Here is a 14,302-nt window from a genome sequence, read left to right on the forward strand (position 1 = left end):
TCGGACTCCTGCGAGATATGGTCGGCTTCTTGACCTCTAGTGTGAGCTGTCCCATAACATCGGGTAAAGTACGAGTTTCAGTGAAGTATCCACGGTTTTAGTGAGGTGTTGTGGCGCGCTATACGTTGCGGCAATTGGAGTGTTTTATTGCCGTGGGTGAGCACGGTTCCATCGCCGGCGCCGCGGCAGCCATGTTGCTCTCACCCTCGGCCATCACCGGAGCACTGAATGAACTCGAACGTGCCTTCAATTCACAACTGACGATTCGTCGCAAAGCCCATGGGGTTCTCCTGACACCCTCGGGTCAGTATGTACTTGCTCAGGCACGGGGATTGTTACATGCAGCAACGGACCTAGAAGTGATGGCCGGCGAAGCCGGGAACACCTTACGCGGCAAGATTTCCATCGGGTGCTACTCGTCCTTGGCGCCCACCATCCTGACCGAGCTCATGGCCGAGTATGGCAGCCGCCATCCGGAGGTGGAACTCGACTTCTTTGCCGGAACGCAGCAAGAGATCCACGAGAAATTGATGTCCGGGGAGCTGGATCTGGCCATTGCCTATGAATTTACTGTTCCACAGGGGTTGAACCGCACACGTTTACGCGAAGCGGTGCCGAGCGTCGTGCTGCCAGCTGACCATCGACTAGCAGCCCAAGAACGGATTGCGCTCGCCGAGCTTGTTGGCGAGCCGATGATCCTGCTGGATGTGAATCCGAGCCGAGAGAACACCGAGATGATGTTCTCGGCAGCTGGTCTGACACCCGTGATTCGATACCGTACTACCGACTTTGAAGTGACCCGTTCGATGGTTGCTCGCGGCATGGGATACGCCATCTTAGTCCAGCGTCCAGCGTCCGACTTCTCCTACGAGGGCCTGCCACTTGCTGTCCGTCCGATCCATCCGGCCACCCGCAATGTGCCGATTTCCATGATTTGGCAGGCGAGCGTCAAGCTCTCAAAAAGTGCCGAAGCCATGCTTGATCTTGCCTTGGAGCTACATCGACCGTCTCCGAATCGCTAAGGGTAGATAGCTGGCGAATACAAACGGCTCAGTTCCAGTTCGACGGAGTAGACCACCTTCGATAACGGCGCCCGTCGAAGGATCACGCACGAGAATGAACGCCACCGCGAGACCAGTTTTTCGAAGGTAGCTCTGGCTGCTTGGTAACAACCGGTGCATACTAATGGGGCAAGAAATCTCCCATAATGTAGGCAACTGAAGGGCGTGCGGACATGGTTGGTTCATGGCAAGCGTTGGTGATTGACTGCGAAAATCCGGATTCCTTGGCAGCGTTTTATGAAGAGCTGCTGGGCATGGTTCGTGTTGAAAACGAGGACGACTGGGTGGGCATTGGCGACGCCCCGGATCGACCAGCAATCGCCTTTCAGCGGGTGGATCCCTATGTAGCTCCGGAATGGCCAGGGCATGTGCATCCTCAACAAGCGCACATTGACGTTCGAGTTAAAGACCTTGATATTGCCGAGTCTCAGGTCCTGTCCATGGGTGCGACATCCATGGCTTCGGGCTCCAAGAGCTTTCGGGTGTTCCTCGATCCACAGAAACACCCATTTTGTCTGGTGAGCTGGTAACCGGCCAAAACACGGTTCGGCACGAATCTGTGATGCAAATTTGCCTCAGTCGTTTTCGAACGTGACGTGTGCGATCAGCGCAGCCTGCACCCGAGAAGAAACACCGAGCTTGCTCATGACTCGTGACACGTGGGTCTTCACCGTGGTCTCACTGATTCCCAAGCTCCGTCCGATTGCATGATTGGTGAAACCCGTTCGAAGTTCCTTGAGGACATCCAACTCACGGCCGGTCAGTAGTTCGCGTGGATCGTAATCTGGAGTGCTCTGTGGAGCCGAGGTTTTTGCGTCAAGTGCGGCCCTGACAATGGTGGCAGTGACTTCCGGCGCCAGTACTTGGTCTCCCTCGAGCACTGCATGCATGGCCGCGATAATATCGCGTGGGGCTGCACTCTTCAGCAGGAACCCATTAGCTCCCGCTGACAAAGCGCCGAATAGGTAGTCGTCGTGATCGAAGGTCGTTAATACCAAGACCTTTGAGATTGCTTGGGCCGAAATAAGCCTTGTGGCCTCAATCCCATCCATGATGGGCATCCGCAGATCCATCAGGATGATGTCGGGGCGCACCGCCGTTGCCATGGCAACCGCTTTCACTCCGTTGTTCGCTTCGCCAGCCACTTCGAACCCAGCCGCCGATTCCACCACCATACGCATGCCTAAACGGATGGCTTCATGGTCATCCACCAGCAGGACTCTGATGGTTTGCTCCCGCACCCCCGGGGCATGAGTGCGTTGCTCGACTGTCTCATCGGTCACTGTGGGGCCTTTCGACGTGCGAGGGGGAGGCCCTTGTTGTTTTCGGCCGCTGAATCGGACGCATCCGTGGATAATCCGCCCTGTATCGGCAGTTGCACGCAAAGAGTGAACCTGTTGTTTTCCGTTGCGGAGTCAAAGAATCCCCCCATTTCGGTGGCGCGTGCGCGCATGCTTCGCAGGCCGGTGCCCGTGCCCTGCATTGTCCGAGAACCATCGTGGGTGTCCTTTACCGTGTTGCTCGCCGTGAAGTGCACGGAGTCATCGAGGCGAGCCAACTCCATGGTCAGTTCCCCGTCGGGTGCATGTTTTGAAAAGTTGATGAGGACCTCGTTGATGCTCAGATACAGCGTTGCCTGGACTAGTGCATGGGCAATCACATCGCGTGGTGCAAGGTGATTGTTATAGGTGATGTTGAGGCCGGTGCCGCTGTAGGTCTGGATAAGTGCTGGCACATCTGCAAGGGTTCCGGCCGGCTCCAGCGGAACTCCGTCATGGAGTAAACGAATCATCGTCCTGAGTTCTTCGATTCCCTGCACGCTCTGCGCGCGGATCTGTTCCATGGCTCGATCGTTGAGCGCCGTATTCTGCGGAGCATTTAATGCCGCGCCACTTTGCAGAGCGATGGCGGAGAGCCTGGCCGACAAAACATCATGAACTTCGCGGGCCATAACGCTTCGTTCCAGAGTCATCAACCGCTCGTGTTCGGCATCTTGGGCCGCCGCACGTGCTGCCGCTGCCTCGGTGACTGCCGCAGCGGTTTTGGCCTCGCTGGATGCGAGCTCACGTGCATGGCGAACATTTGCTGCCCACTGAGCGGGCATGACCAGAGTGAGGGTTGCGGCCAAGCCAAGAGTCACACTGATACCCGCTGACCCGGTGACAAAGTACATCCCCACGGCCAGCAACAGCGTCAGCACCAATGCTCCATGTTCGGTGAGCTTTGACGTTCTTTGACCACCCAGTAAAACGAGCGTGAAAATGCACTCAAAAATTAGGAAGAATCCACCGGTGCTTCCGATCAGCAACAACACAATGCCAGTGAAAGCCATGACGGCAGCGCACGTTGGCGCATGCCATCTCCGAAGGATGATGGCGAGGCAACCAACGCCGAGTACTACTGGCCACCATCCGCCAAAGATACTGAATCCCCACAGGGCGTCGTTGCTCATCGACAGTGCATGGAGCAACCACGTAATGCCAACGTAGACCAACGCCGGTCCGAGATCCTCGTAACGCATCAAGTGGAAAAGCCGTGGCCGGCCCTTCGCTGGGGTGTATGTATCGGCTGGCACCCCTTCATCGTCGTACGTCAGCGCGTATTTACCAAGGACTATTCTGGCCCTGTTGTTCATGGGTTGCCACAGAGTGGAGTCTTATGGTGGCTCGGTGATGCTGTCCGCAGGCCCAGCAAGTACCGCATATCAGCCGTGGATCCAGCCATCGTGAGGCCCAGATATCTCACGTTTCCTTGATCGCGGCTGCCCAGAATTGAACGGTCCATCCTACGAAGGTATGACACCAGATGAGTCGAACGCAGGACGCTGTCTTGTCGCATCGCGGTGGATGCTTGAGTCATGATGCTAGGAACCGTTGGATTGTTTGCTTCCCTAAGCGTGCTCGCCCTGATCGATGCCACCAGCATTGGAACTCTGGTGATCCCTCTCTGGCTGGTCCTGCGCGCCAGGAAGCGCGGCGATCTACGTGCCGCCGTGCTTTATTTATGTGTCATAGGTGCCTTCTATCTCGCCATCGGGCTGGCACTGCTGCGTGGCGTACATTTCTTAGAAGACGTCATCACCGGGTCCTTGGCGCAGTCGCCGGTGATCCGTTGGATGATGCTGGTGCTCGGGGGAGTCATGCTCATCTGGGCGATCTGTAAAAACCCTCGGAAGCAGGATCAGGGGGCGCAGGGCATCATGGCGCCCACGAGCGGGCGGGTCGCATCATCAGGTTCCACGCTGGCAAGCGAGCCTCACGGCAGTGCCGCCACGGAGTTTCCGAAAGCTGAAGGGCGATGGGCGCGGCGAATCGATACGGCACTCGGTAGTACGTGGGGAATCGTTGGACTGGGAATCACCGCAGGTCTCTTGGAACTGCCCACCATGCTGCCGTACCTCGGCGCCATGGGCCTCCTGGCTCAGAGCTCGTACGGCTTAGCAGCCCAAGCCGGGCTATTGACCGCCTACTGCCTGGTGATGCTCATTCCTGGGTTCCTTGCCATTGGTGTACGGGCCGCCGCCGGTGAGCGCCTACAAGGACCATTGGACAGGCTGTCGTCGTGGCTTACTCGCGCCTCGGGCGAGACGTTGCTTTGGGTTGTGGGAATCGTGGGCTTCCTGATGGCACGCTCATCTCTGGGATTTCTGTTTCCGGCGGCGGCGTGGAACCCGTTCAAATAGTGACCGGCGGTGAATGGAACGAACGTCCCTTTCGCCGGCTGTTCGCTGCTCATTATTCTCACGGTGGGCCGCGCGGCAATTAAGCTAACAATCGCAATTCTTACGCGAATTCGGTCCAGCCCGCGAGCATTTGAGAGAATGGATTCATGGAACCCCTTGGTAGTAGCTCGGCCCCCGCGCAGGGCAAAAAAATCACTCTCAACGCATCGACGCTTTCGCTGGCCGTCATGGTCACGATCTTCTTGGTTGCTGTGGTCTTCGCCGCGAACCAAAACGACGTTATTGGTTGGCTCGTCGTGGTGATTTCCCTGGGCTGGCTCTTGCTTTCTGCCTTCTTGGTCTTTGGTCTAAAGCGTGGCGCAGCAAAAATGACGACCCAGCTCAAGGCCGCCACCGCTGCAGCCGCATCCCGCGGACAGGGTGGTGCCACCAGCCCCGTCACGGTTGACGAGGCAACACGCAACCGCGATCTGAAACTCGACCACTCGTTCAAGATCATTCAGGTGCAGACCAAGGTTGTGAATGAGTACCGCGTGCAAGAAGGTGCCGAGGCAGCAGGCATGGTGGCCCGCGCCCTGGAGACCATTGAGATCACGGCCTCCAACGCCCGCGACATGATGAAGCCATCGGGCCGCAGCGAGCCAATGACTGGCGAAGTTATCGACTAGTTCGGCACCGTTTCGTCACTCTGGCGACACCCCGGCAACGTAGCCGTGAAGCCTTAGACAACTATCTGTAAGGTTGATGGCGTGATACCTACCTCAGAAGAGATCCTGGCCAAGTCCGACGGTTCGCTACGAATCGCCTCGGTTAACGTCAACGGGGTCCGTGCGGCCTACAAGCGCGGCATGGCCGACTGGATTGCGGCACGTGATGTTGACGTTCTTTGCCTCCAGGAAGTCCGGGCACCGGATGCGATCCTGCGCGAGCTCATCGGCGACGGCTGGCACATTCTTCATGCCGAGGCCAGCGACAAGGGCCGCGCCGGTGTTGCGGTGCTTTCCCGCGTGGAACCAGTGGCCACTCGAAGCCATATTGGGGACGAGTACTTCGAAACCACTGGTCGTTGGGTTGAAGCCGACTTCGCGCTAGCCGATGGCAAGATCTTGACCGTCGTGAGCGCCTACGTGCACTCCGGCGAGGTAGATACCCCCAAACAGGTGGACAAGTTCCGCTTCCTTGACCGTATGATCGAGCACCTGCCAGCGTTGAAGTCCGAAAAGGACTACGTGCTGGTGGTTGGTGACTTGAACGTCGGTCATAAGACCCTAGACATCAAGAACTGGAAGGGCAACGTTAAGCGCTCGGGTTTCTTGCCCGAGGAACGTGCCTACTTCGACCGCTTCTTCGGTGATGAAATTGGATACAAGGACGTTGCCCGTGAGCTGGCCGGCGAAGTTGACGGTCCGTTTACCTGGTGGTCGTGGCGGGGCCAGGCCTTCGTTAACGACACCGGATGGCGCATCGATTACCACATGGCTACCCCGGAACTCGCTGCTCTCGCGACTAAATCCGTCGTTGACCGCGCATCAAGCTACGACGTGCGCTTCTCCGACCACGCACCGCTAGTCGTCGACTACCAGTTCTAAAGGACTTTTCTCCATCATGAGCGATTCCCTCGCCACCTCCGCACGTCCCCGCGTTCTTTCCGGAATGCAGCCCTCGGCAGATTCCCTGCACCTGGGCAACTACCTCGGCGCTCTGGTCAACTGGGTCAAGGCCCAGGATAACTTTGAGGCGTTTTTCTTCATCCCCGATATGCACGCCATCACGGTCCCGCAGGATCCGGTTGAACTTCGCAAGCGCACTCGCGTCACGGCGGCGCAATACATCGCCGGTGGCATCAACCTAGAAAAGTCAACGCTCTTCGTCCAGTCGCAGGTTCCCGAACACGCGCAGCTGGCCTGGGTATTAAACTGCTTGACCGGCTTTGGTGAGGCCAGCCGCATGACGCAGTTCAAGGACAAAAGCTCAAAGGGCGGAGCGGATGTCTCCAGCGTTGGTCTGTTCACCTACCCGGTCCTCATGGCTGCCGATATCCTGCTCTACCAGCCCCAGGGCGTTCCGGTGGGCGATGACCAGCGCCAGCATGTTGAACTGGCCCGCGATTTGGCCAACCGCTTCAACCATCGATTCGGTGAGACGTTTGTGGTGCCCGAGGCCTTCATCCAGAAGGAGGGTGCCCGGATCTACGACCTGCAAAACCCCACCTCCAAGATGTCCAAGTCTGCTTCGAGCCCCAACGGTCTGATCAACATCCTCGATGACCCCAAGATCGTCGCTAAGCGCATCAAGTCGGCCGTCACCGACGCCGACACCGTGGTGGCCCACGATCGGGCCAACAAGCCCGGGGTGACGAACCTGCTCGAAATCCTCTCTGCCGTTTCCGGGACTCCAATCCCGACGCTGGTTAACGAATTTGAAGGCAAAATGTACGGACACCTCAAGGTGGCCGTCGCGGATGCCGTCGTGGAGGCACTGACTCCGGTCCGTACTCGCACCTTGGAACTGCTAGAAGACCCGGCCGAACTGGACTCGATCCTGGCTGCCGGTGCCCAAAAGGCTCGAGAGGTCGCTTCAAAGACCTTGGCCGATGTTTATGAGCGTGTTGGCTTCATGGCTCCCTTGGGCGGGATCCGCTAACCATGGGCACCGAGGCAGGGCAACAGACTCCCAGCGACGCCGCATCAGCGACGGCGCTGGGGGTCGTCATCGAGATCCCTGCCCCGCTTGAGGACTCACTGCGGAGCTGGCGCCAGCGCTACGGTGGGGAAAAATCTGCCCTCATCGCCCCGCATATCACCCTGGTCTCCGGCTACACCACCGACTGGGCTGCTGCGGTTAAGCACGTACATCGGGTAGCTGCCGAGGCCTCGAGATTTACCGTGCACCTGCACGGCACCGGGACTTTTAGGCCCATCAATCCGGTGGTGTACTTGAACGTCAAGGAAGGCGCGGAGGTATGTGAAGGGCTGCACGCGGCGCTGGTTGCCGGCCCCATTGAGCACGAGGTCAGCTATGGATACCACCCACATCTGACGATCGCCCACGAGGTCGACGAAGCGGCAATGGATCTGGCACAAGAAGAATTGAGCGACGAATCCTTGAGCTTCACCGTTGATTCCATTGGCCTCTTTGGCCTTGATGCCAGTGGTGCATGGGCACTGCGCGAGGAGCTGGGCCTTGGCGGGCCGGCGAACTAAGCAGGCCACCGAGCCCGACTGGGACGTAGCGTCGGACGGACTCGCACTCGAGGACTCCAACACCACTACTATTGACCCCGTTGCTGCCGAGCTGGGCACGCGGGCACCGGGCTTGGTGGCTCGACGATTTATTGGCGCGCCCGTGGTGGCCCCGCCATCTCCACTGGACCCTCGAGCCCTTGACTCCTTTATTCGAGTTAAGGCCCAAGAACTTTATATGGCCCGCGCCTCGGGATCTTCATGGCAGCGAATCAAGGCCTTCTTCATCCTGCTTACGGCCAAAAGCTATGCGCTGTACCCAATGCGCGTGTGGAACTTGTATGTCAGACGCCGCGGTCCGCTGTTGGCGGCCGGCGGCGCTTACCGCATGTTCTTCTCCATTGCCGCGATGTTGGTCGCGGGCTTTTCTCTCTTGGGCATCTTTGCCGCGGACAACCCGGTGCTGCGCGATGGCATCATCAACATGGTCGCCGCGAGTACACCGGGACTCATCAACACCGGGCACGGTGGTTTAGCTAGGCCCGAAGATCTTCTGGGGCTTGGCGGCTTTGGGCTGACCCTGATGATTTCGGTGGGAGCCTTAATCTTTACTTCGCTGGGCTGGCTGGCGGGGTTGCGCGAGGGCATTCGCACCATTTTCGGATTGCACCGCGACCGCTCTAACCCCGTCATCTCCAAGCTGCGTGATGCGTTGTTATTGCTGCTCTTGGCTGTGGCCCTGGTGACATCCAGTGCGTTGGCCGTCGTCTCATCCTCAATGATCGATTCACTGGGACACTTGTTGAATCTCGGTGGCTGGTGGACCAGCGCGTTGAGTCGGGTTGGTTTTATCGTGGCAATGTTTGCCTTGGACTGCGCCACCGCCTGGGTCCTGTTGCGGGTCGCCTCGCGGGCCAAGATCATTGATGGGGGACTGGTGGCCGGTGTGCTTCTGGCAGGGGCCGGGGCCACGGTACTGCGCTTCCTCTCGGCCACGCTCCTGGCCTCACTGACCAATAACGTGGTCCTGGCGCCCTTCGCGGTGATCCTAGGACTCTTTGTCTGGTTCAACCTGCTGGGCCAGACATACTTGCTTTCAGCCTCGATCGTGGCTGTGCGGTCGGCAGACGTTCAGCGACTGCGAGCCAAGCGCAACTAGGCGCGCCCATCGATCGGCGCGGCCGGTTCAGTCGTGCCCTGAGGTGGCCACTGGCGCCCTAAAGACAAGATCATTTCTGCAGCACCGCGATGCAGCGAGGTCTTTTCCACTTCCTCACCCGGTTCCCCGACCAAGTCCCCACGAAAGGGGCGGGAATACTGGTTAAAGCAGTGTGGTCCGGTTTCCCCCAAGGGAATCCGGACCACACTAGGGTCTAGATAGAAACTAGATGGAGCGAGCCAAGATGGCCTGCTTGACCTCGGCAATTGCCTGGGTCACCTGGATGCCACGCGGGCATGCTTCGGTGCAGTTGAAGGTCGTGCGGCAGCGCCACACACCTTCCTTGTCATTGAGGATCTCCAAACGCATATCCCCTGCATCGTCGCGCGAGTCGAAGATGAAGCGGTGAGCGTTGACGATTGCTGCCGGGCCGAAGTACTGACCATCGGTCCAGAAGACCGGGCAGGAAGAGGTGCACGCGGCGCAGAGGATGCACTTGGTGGTGTCCTCGAACTTGGCGTGGTCCTCTGCCGACTGGTAGCGCTCCGCCGAAGGCTCGTGGCTCTTGTTGATCAAGAACGGCATGATCTCGCGGTAGGACTGGAAGAACGGCTCCATGTCAACGATGAGGTCCTTTTCAAGGGGCAGGCCCTTGATGGCTTCAACGGTGATCGGCTTGGAGTGATCCAGGTCCTTGAGCAGGGTCTTGCAGGCCAGACGGTTGCGACCGTTGATGCGCATGGCATCGGAGCCGCAAACGCCGTGGGCGCAAGAGCGGCGGAATGACAGCGAGCCGTCGTGGTCCCACTTGACCTTGTGCAAGGCATCGAGCACACGGTCGGTGCCGTACATGGTCAGCTCAAAGTCTTCCCAGTACGCGTCTGCGGTGGTCTCCGGCAGGTACCGGCGAACGCGCAAGGTGATGTTGAACTGCGGGATTTCTCCGCCGCCGCCAACGCCTGGCTTCAGCTCAATCTTCGATGCTGGTTCCGGAAGTTCCGTGCTCATTAGTACTTACGCTCCATCGGCTGGTAACGGGTGAAGATAACGGGCTTGGTTTCCATGCGGATACCGGAAATGCCCTCGGTGGATGCCGAATCGTCCTTGTATGACATCGAGTGCTTCATGAAGTTCTCGTCGTCGCGGTTCGGGAAATCTTCGCGGTAGTGTCCGCCGCGGGATTCCTTGCGGTACATGGCGGCCGCGGTCATGACCTCGGCCATGTCCAGCAGGAAGCCAAGTTCAATGGCTTCGAGCAGATCCAAGTTGAAGCGTTTGCCCTTGTCCTGGACGGAAACGTTCTTGTAACGCTCGCGCAGTTCCTCAATGACCACCAGTGCACGGTCCATCGAGTCCTTGTCGCGGAACACCTGAACATTGGCATCCATGATTTCCTGCAGTTCCTTACGCAATACTGCAACGCGCTCGGTACCCGTGGAGGAAAGCATGGCTTCGATCTGGTTGGCCGTGAAGGCTTCCGGATCTTCCGGAAGTTCTACGAACTCGGCGCCCAGTGCATACTTGGCGGCCGAGATACCTGCACGCTTACCGAACACGTTGATGTCCAGCAGCGAGTTGGTGCCCAGACGGTTTGAACCGTGGACAGAAACGCAGGCAACCTCGCCAGCGGCGAAGAGACCCGGGATGACGGTGTCGTTGTCCTGGAGGACCTCGGCATCGATGTTCGTGGGAACGCCACCCATGACGTAGTGGGCGGTCGGGAAGACCGGCACCGGCTCCGTGTAGGGCTCGACGCCCAGGTAGGTGCGTGCGAACTCGGTGATGTCCGGGAGCTTGGCATCGATGTGAGCCGGCTCCAGGTGGGTCAGGTCGAGCAGGACGTAGTCCTTGTTCGGGCCGCAACCGCGACCTTCGCGGACCTCATTGGCCATCGACCGGGCGACGATGTCACGCGGTGCGAGGTCCTTGATGGTCGGTGCGTAGCGCTCCATGAAGCGCTCACCTTCGGAGTTACGAAGAATTGCGCCTTCGCCACGTGCAGCTTCGGAGAGCAGGATACCCAAGCCGGCAAGACCGGTCGGGTGGAACTGCACGAATTCCATGTCTTCCAGAGGGATGCCCTTACGGAAGGCGATACCCATGCCATCACCGGTGAGGGTGTGCGCATTGGAAGTGGTCTTGAAGACCTTGCCGGCGCCGCCGGTAGCAAAGATGACGGACTTGGCCTGGAAAACGTGAAGTTCGCCGGTGGCCAGGTCGTAGGAAACAACGCCAGCAACGCGCTTCTGCTTGTAGGCGGTGCCGTCTTCGCGGAAGGCGTCTTCCTCGACGGTGAGCATGTCCAGAACGTAGTACTCGTTGTAGAACTCAACGTTGTGCTTGACGCAGTTTTGGTACAGCGTCTGCAGAATCATGTGGCCGGTGCGGTCTGCTGCGTAGCAGGCGCGGCGCACGGCGGCTTTGCCGTGGTCGCGGGTGTGGCCACCGAAGCGGCGCTGGTCAATCTTGCCTTCGGGGGTTCGGTTGAACGGAAGGCCCATTTTTTCCAGGTCGAGTACCGCGTCAATGGCTTCCTTCGCCATGACTTCGGCCGCGTCCTGGTCAACGAGGTAGTCGCCACCCTTGACAGTGTCAAAGGTGTGCCATTCCCAGTTGTCTTCTTCTACGTTGGCCAAAGCCGCACACATGCCACCCTGCGCTGCACCGGTGTGCGAACGAGTTGGGTAAAGCTTGGTGAGAACGGCCGTACGTGCGCGCTGGCCGGATTCGATGGCTGCGCGCATGCCTGCGCCGCCTGCTCCGACGATCACGACGTCGTACTTGTGTACCTGCATACCTGATGCTCTCTTTTCTTGAATTCGTTACTTCGGCGAACGGGTGCCGAAGATTACTGGCAGACCGGAAGGGTGCTACCGGGGATGCACGGATCGAAGGTGAAGATCACCAGGGTGCCCAGGACCACAATGACGATGGTGGCAACGTAGAGGATGCCCTTGAGCCACGTGCGAGTGGCAGGCTTCTCGGCGTAATCATTGATGATGGTGCGAACACCATTGGTGCCGTGGAGCATAGCGAGCCAAAGCATCGCCAGGTCCCAGAACTGCCATACCGGATCGGCCCACTTGCCAGCTACAAAGCCAAAGTCGATGGCGTTAATGCCGTCGCCGAGCATGAGGTTGGAGAAGAGGTGCCCGAAGATCAGAATGACCAGAGCGACACCGGAGAGACGCATGAAGAGCCATGCAACCATTTCGAAGCTGCCGCGCGAGGTGCGTGCGCGGTTGTACTTCGGATCGATTCGTTGGCTGCGCGGAGCAGCAATATCTGCCGACATGGCTTAGTGACCTCCAAAGGCGAGTGACAGGTGGCGGATCGAGAATGCCAACATGGTGATGACCCACAGGGCCAAAACGCCCCAAAGCATCTGGCGGTGGTACTTTGTTCCCGACTTCCAGAAGTCAACCAGGATCAGGCGCAAGCCATTGAACGCGTGGAAGACGATGGCGGCGACCAGAGCGGTTTCGCCCAGTGCCATCAGCGGGTTCTTGTAGGTACCCATGATGGCGTCATAAGCGCCCGGGGAAACCCGGACCAATGACGTATCCAACACGTGCACCAAAAGGAATAAGAATATTACGACACCCGTTACGCGGTGTCCTACCCAAGACCACATGCCTTCATGGCCGCGGTAGAGGGTGCCTGACGAAGTCTTCGACACTGAATTAACCTCCATGACTCACAAGGGCGCATGTGTATCTTCCACACAAAAATTGACGCCGTAGTGCGAGCGTTCCTTGCCCGATCTTAGACCACCATAGGTAGGCATGCCCATTCATTGCGGCAAGCCTGTGAGTAGGGTCACGAGATGAGGGCATTAATTGCCTAAATATCCATGAAATCAGCGAAATACAAAAGGTTTAAGTACCCTATTTTCAATGGGGCAATCGGGCATTGTTCGGTTTCATCCACTAGCCTTAGTCGGATGAACGCTGAACTCTTAGCACGATTCCACGGGGTTATCCCCGCTGGAGGTGTCGGTACTCGACTGTGGCCGCTCTCGCGTGCCGCGGCCCCCAAATTCCTTCACGACCTGACCGGCTCAGGATCGACACTGATTCGCGCCACCTACGAGCGGTTGATTCCGTTGGCGGGTGACAACATCATGGTGGTTACCGGACGGGCCCACCGTACCGCCGTGCTGGCGCAACTGCCCGAGATCAGCGAACTGAATCTGGTCTTAGAACCGGATCCCAAGGACTCAGCTGCAGCCATTGGTCTGGCCGCAGCGATTCTCTACCTGCGTGACCCCGAGACGATCATGGGATCATTTGCCGCCGACCAGGTCATCGTCCCGGTTGCCGTCTTCCAAGATGCCGTACGTGAGGCCATCCACACGGCTGCAACGGGAAAGATCGTCACCATCGGCATCCGCCCAACACTTCCGTCCACTGGCTTCGGATACATCCGAGCCGGGGAACGCCTGAACGTTTCCGGGGCCCCGACCGCACGCGATGTGGTCGAATTCGTGGAAAAGCCTGATGAGGACACAGCGCGCCGCTATTTGGCCGACGGAGGATACCTCTGGAATGCAGGCATGTTTGTTGCGCCGGTATCCCTGATGCTCAAGCACCTGGAAGCCAGCGAGCCATTGCTCTACGCGGGTGTGATGGAAATAGCTGCGGCCTGGGAATCTGGTGACCGGGTTGAGACCATCGACCGGATCTGGCCCACCTTGCCCAAAACCGCGATCGACTATGCCGTGGCCGAACCCGCAGCAGCAGCAGGGGATGTCGCGGTGATTCCCGGGGTCTTCAACTGGGACGACGTCGGAGACTTTGCGGCCATTGGCCGCCTGAACCCGGCGAGTGAGAAGACCGGTGTGACGGTGGTCGGCGCCAATGCACGTGTTTACTCGGATAACGCCACCGGTGTGGTCGTTACCGACTCCAAGCGCGTGATAGCCCTTATTGGTATCCATGACGTGGTGGTGGTTGATACTCCGGATGCGCTCTTGGTGACCACCAAGGAACACGCTCAGTCGGTTAAAAGCACGGTGGAGAAACTCAAGGAAGACGGCGCCGTCGACGTCCTATAGCTTGAGGCAGCCGGCAAATTGCGGGTCTCTCCGCGGCCCCGTACCTATTTCAGTGAAGGATCGTCCCTTGAAATTTCTGGGGCGGCGACTCCAGGATGGTGCGGGGCTTTTGTCTGCCTAAAACCCAAAACCTACCTGCTACTAACAAGTTTCCGGCGCGGT

15 protein-coding genes are annotated in these 14,302 nt (G+C 58.6%); 9 read left to right on the forward strand and 6 right to left on the reverse strand.

The annotated features are described in order from the left end of the window. Nucleotides 1-110: 110 nt before the first annotated feature. Together KUF55_RS03590 and KUF55_RS03595 are read left to right on the forward strand one after the other, a co-directional pair. Nucleotides 111-1,022 carry a LysR substrate-binding domain-containing protein gene (locus tag KUF55_RS03590; protein ID WP_255557282.1) on the forward strand — a complete coding sequence of 304 codons (912 nt, stop codon included), beginning with the start codon at nt 111-113 and terminating at the stop codon, nt 1,020-1,022. Between the two features lie 212 nt (nt 1,023-1,234). Then, nucleotides 1,235-1,591, forward strand: a complete 357-nt coding sequence (locus tag KUF55_RS03595; RefSeq protein WP_168152197.1) for a VOC family protein — start codon at nt 1,235-1,237, stop codon at nt 1,589-1,591. 45 nt (nt 1,592-1,636) lie between these two features. Here the strand turns inward: KUF55_RS03595 and KUF55_RS03600 are convergent, their stop codons facing one another. Both KUF55_RS03600 and KUF55_RS03605 read right to left on the reverse strand, forming a co-directional pair. Continuing rightward, on the reverse strand, nt 1,637-2,344 hold the full coding sequence (locus KUF55_RS03600; RefSeq protein ID WP_255557283.1) for a response regulator transcription factor: 708 nt from the start codon (nt 2,342-2,344) through the stop codon (nt 1,637-1,639). After that, the gene (locus KUF55_RS03605) at nt 2,341-3,636 is read right to left on the reverse strand and encodes a sensor histidine kinase (protein ID WP_218818022.1); all 1,296 of its coding nucleotides are present in this window, start codon (nt 3,634-3,636) and stop codon (nt 2,341-2,343) included. The genes KUF55_RS03600 and KUF55_RS03605 overlap by 4 nt, the downstream gene beginning before the upstream one ends. A 282-nt stretch (nt 3,637-3,918) precedes the next feature. Between KUF55_RS03605 and KUF55_RS03610 the strand changes: the two genes are divergently transcribed. The 6 genes from KUF55_RS03610 to KUF55_RS03635 all read left to right on the forward strand — a co-directional run bounded on the left by KUF55_RS03610 (nt 3,919) and on the right by KUF55_RS03635 (nt 9,084). Beyond that, on the forward strand, nt 3,919-4,743 hold the full coding sequence (locus KUF55_RS03610) for a GAP family protein (protein WP_218818023.1): 825 nt from the start codon (nt 3,919-3,921) through the stop codon (nt 4,741-4,743). Nucleotides 4,744-4,889: 146 nt separating this feature from the next. Next, entirely contained in the window at nt 4,890-5,411 is a 522-nt protein-coding gene (locus tag KUF55_RS03615) for a hypothetical protein (protein ID WP_218818024.1), read from the forward strand. An 81-nt stretch (nt 5,412-5,492) separates the two neighbouring features. Continuing rightward, on the forward strand, nt 5,493-6,332 hold the full coding sequence (locus KUF55_RS03620) for an exodeoxyribonuclease III (RefSeq protein ID WP_132362061.1): 840 nt from the start codon (nt 5,493-5,495) through the stop codon (nt 6,330-6,332). A gap of 16 nt (nt 6,333-6,348) precedes the next feature. Continuing rightward, on the forward strand, nt 6,349-7,386 hold the full coding sequence (trpS, locus tag KUF55_RS03625; RefSeq protein ID WP_168152202.1) for a tryptophan--tRNA ligase: 1,038 nt from the start codon (nt 6,349-6,351) through the stop codon (nt 7,384-7,386). 2 nt (nt 7,387-7,388) lie between these two features. Next, complete coding sequence (locus KUF55_RS03630; RefSeq protein WP_168152203.1) at nt 7,389-7,946, forward strand: 2'-5' RNA ligase family protein; 558 nt, start codon at nt 7,389-7,391, stop codon at nt 7,944-7,946. Then, complete coding sequence (locus tag KUF55_RS03635; protein ID WP_218818025.1) at nt 7,927-9,084, forward strand: YihY/virulence factor BrkB family protein; 1,158 nt, start codon at nt 7,927-7,929, stop codon at nt 9,082-9,084. Before KUF55_RS03630 ends, KUF55_RS03635 begins: the two co-directional genes overlap by 20 nt. A gap of 225 nt (nt 9,085-9,309) precedes the next feature. On the opposite strand, the gene KUF55_RS03640 is transcribed toward KUF55_RS03635, so the two are convergent. The 4 genes from KUF55_RS03640 to sdhC are packed head-to-tail and all read right to left on the reverse strand — an operon-like array spanning nt 9,310 to nt 12,718. After that, complete coding sequence (locus tag KUF55_RS03640) at nt 9,310-10,092, reverse strand: succinate dehydrogenase iron-sulfur subunit (RefSeq protein WP_168152205.1); 783 nt, start codon at nt 10,090-10,092, stop codon at nt 9,310-9,312. Then, complete coding sequence (sdhA, locus tag KUF55_RS03645; RefSeq protein WP_168152206.1) at nt 10,092-11,879, reverse strand: succinate dehydrogenase flavoprotein subunit; 1,788 nt, start codon at nt 11,877-11,879, stop codon at nt 10,092-10,094. The genes KUF55_RS03640 and sdhA overlap by 1 nt, the downstream gene beginning before the upstream one ends. 53 nt (nt 11,880-11,932) lie before the next feature. After that, nucleotides 11,933-12,379 (reverse strand): succinate dehydrogenase hydrophobic membrane anchor subunit, encoded by a 447-nt coding sequence (locus KUF55_RS03650; protein ID WP_132362049.1) that lies wholly within the window; start codon nt 12,377-12,379, stop codon nt 11,933-11,935. A 3-nt stretch (nt 12,380-12,382) separates the two neighbouring features. Continuing rightward, the gene (gene sdhC / locus KUF55_RS03655; protein WP_245325957.1) at nt 12,383-12,718 is read right to left on the reverse strand and encodes a succinate dehydrogenase, cytochrome b556 subunit; all 336 of its coding nucleotides are present in this window, start codon (nt 12,716-12,718) and stop codon (nt 12,383-12,385) included. A gap of 309 nt (nt 12,719-13,027) precedes the next feature. Between sdhC and KUF55_RS03660 the strand changes: the two genes are divergently transcribed. Next, the gene (locus tag KUF55_RS03660) at nt 13,028-14,140 is read left to right on the forward strand and encodes a mannose-1-phosphate guanylyltransferase (protein WP_132362045.1); all 1,113 of its coding nucleotides are present in this window, start codon (nt 13,028-13,030) and stop codon (nt 14,138-14,140) included. Nucleotides 14,141-14,302: the final 162 nt, after the last annotated feature.

This window comes from Paeniglutamicibacter sp. Y32M11, from assembly GCF_019285735.1.
Lineage (GTDB): Bacteria > Actinomycetota > Actinomycetes > Actinomycetales > Micrococcaceae > Paeniglutamicibacter.

Bases quoted from the DNA above. Each gene is read 5' to 3' on its own strand.
- KUF55_RS03595 (WP_168152197.1), top strand. From the start codon at position 1,235: ATGGTTGGTTCATGGCAAGCGTTGGTGATTGACTGCGAAAATCCGGAT.
- KUF55_RS03610 (WP_218818023.1), top strand. From the start codon at position 3,919: ATGATGCTAGGAACCGTTGGATTGTTTGCTTCCCTAAGCGTGCTCGCC.
- KUF55_RS03615 (WP_218818024.1), top strand. From the start codon at position 4,890: ATGGAACCCCTTGGTAGTAGCTCGGCCCCCGCGCAGGGCAAAAAAATC.
- trpS (WP_168152202.1), top strand. From the start codon at position 6,349: ATGAGCGATTCCCTCGCCACCTCCGCACGTCCCCGCGTTCTTTCCGGA.
- KUF55_RS03630 (WP_168152203.1), top strand. From the start codon at position 7,389: ATGGGCACCGAGGCAGGGCAACAGACTCCCAGCGACGCCGCATCAGCG.
- KUF55_RS03640 (WP_168152205.1), bottom strand. From the start codon at position 10,092: ATGAGCACGGAACTTCCGGAACCAGCATCGAAGATTGAGCTGAAGCCA.
- sdhA (WP_168152206.1), bottom strand. From the start codon at position 11,879: ATGCAGGTACACAAGTACGACGTCGTGATCGTCGGAGCAGGCGGCGCA.
- KUF55_RS03650 (WP_132362049.1), bottom strand. From the start codon at position 12,379: ATGTCGGCAGATATTGCTGCTCCGCGCAGCCAACGAATCGATCCGAAG.
- sdhC (WP_245325957.1), bottom strand. From the start codon at position 12,718: ATGTGGTCTTGGGTAGGACACCGCGTAACGGGTGTCGTAATATTCTTA.
- KUF55_RS03660 (WP_132362045.1), top strand. From the start codon at position 13,028: ATGAACGCTGAACTCTTAGCACGATTCCACGGGGTTATCCCCGCTGGA.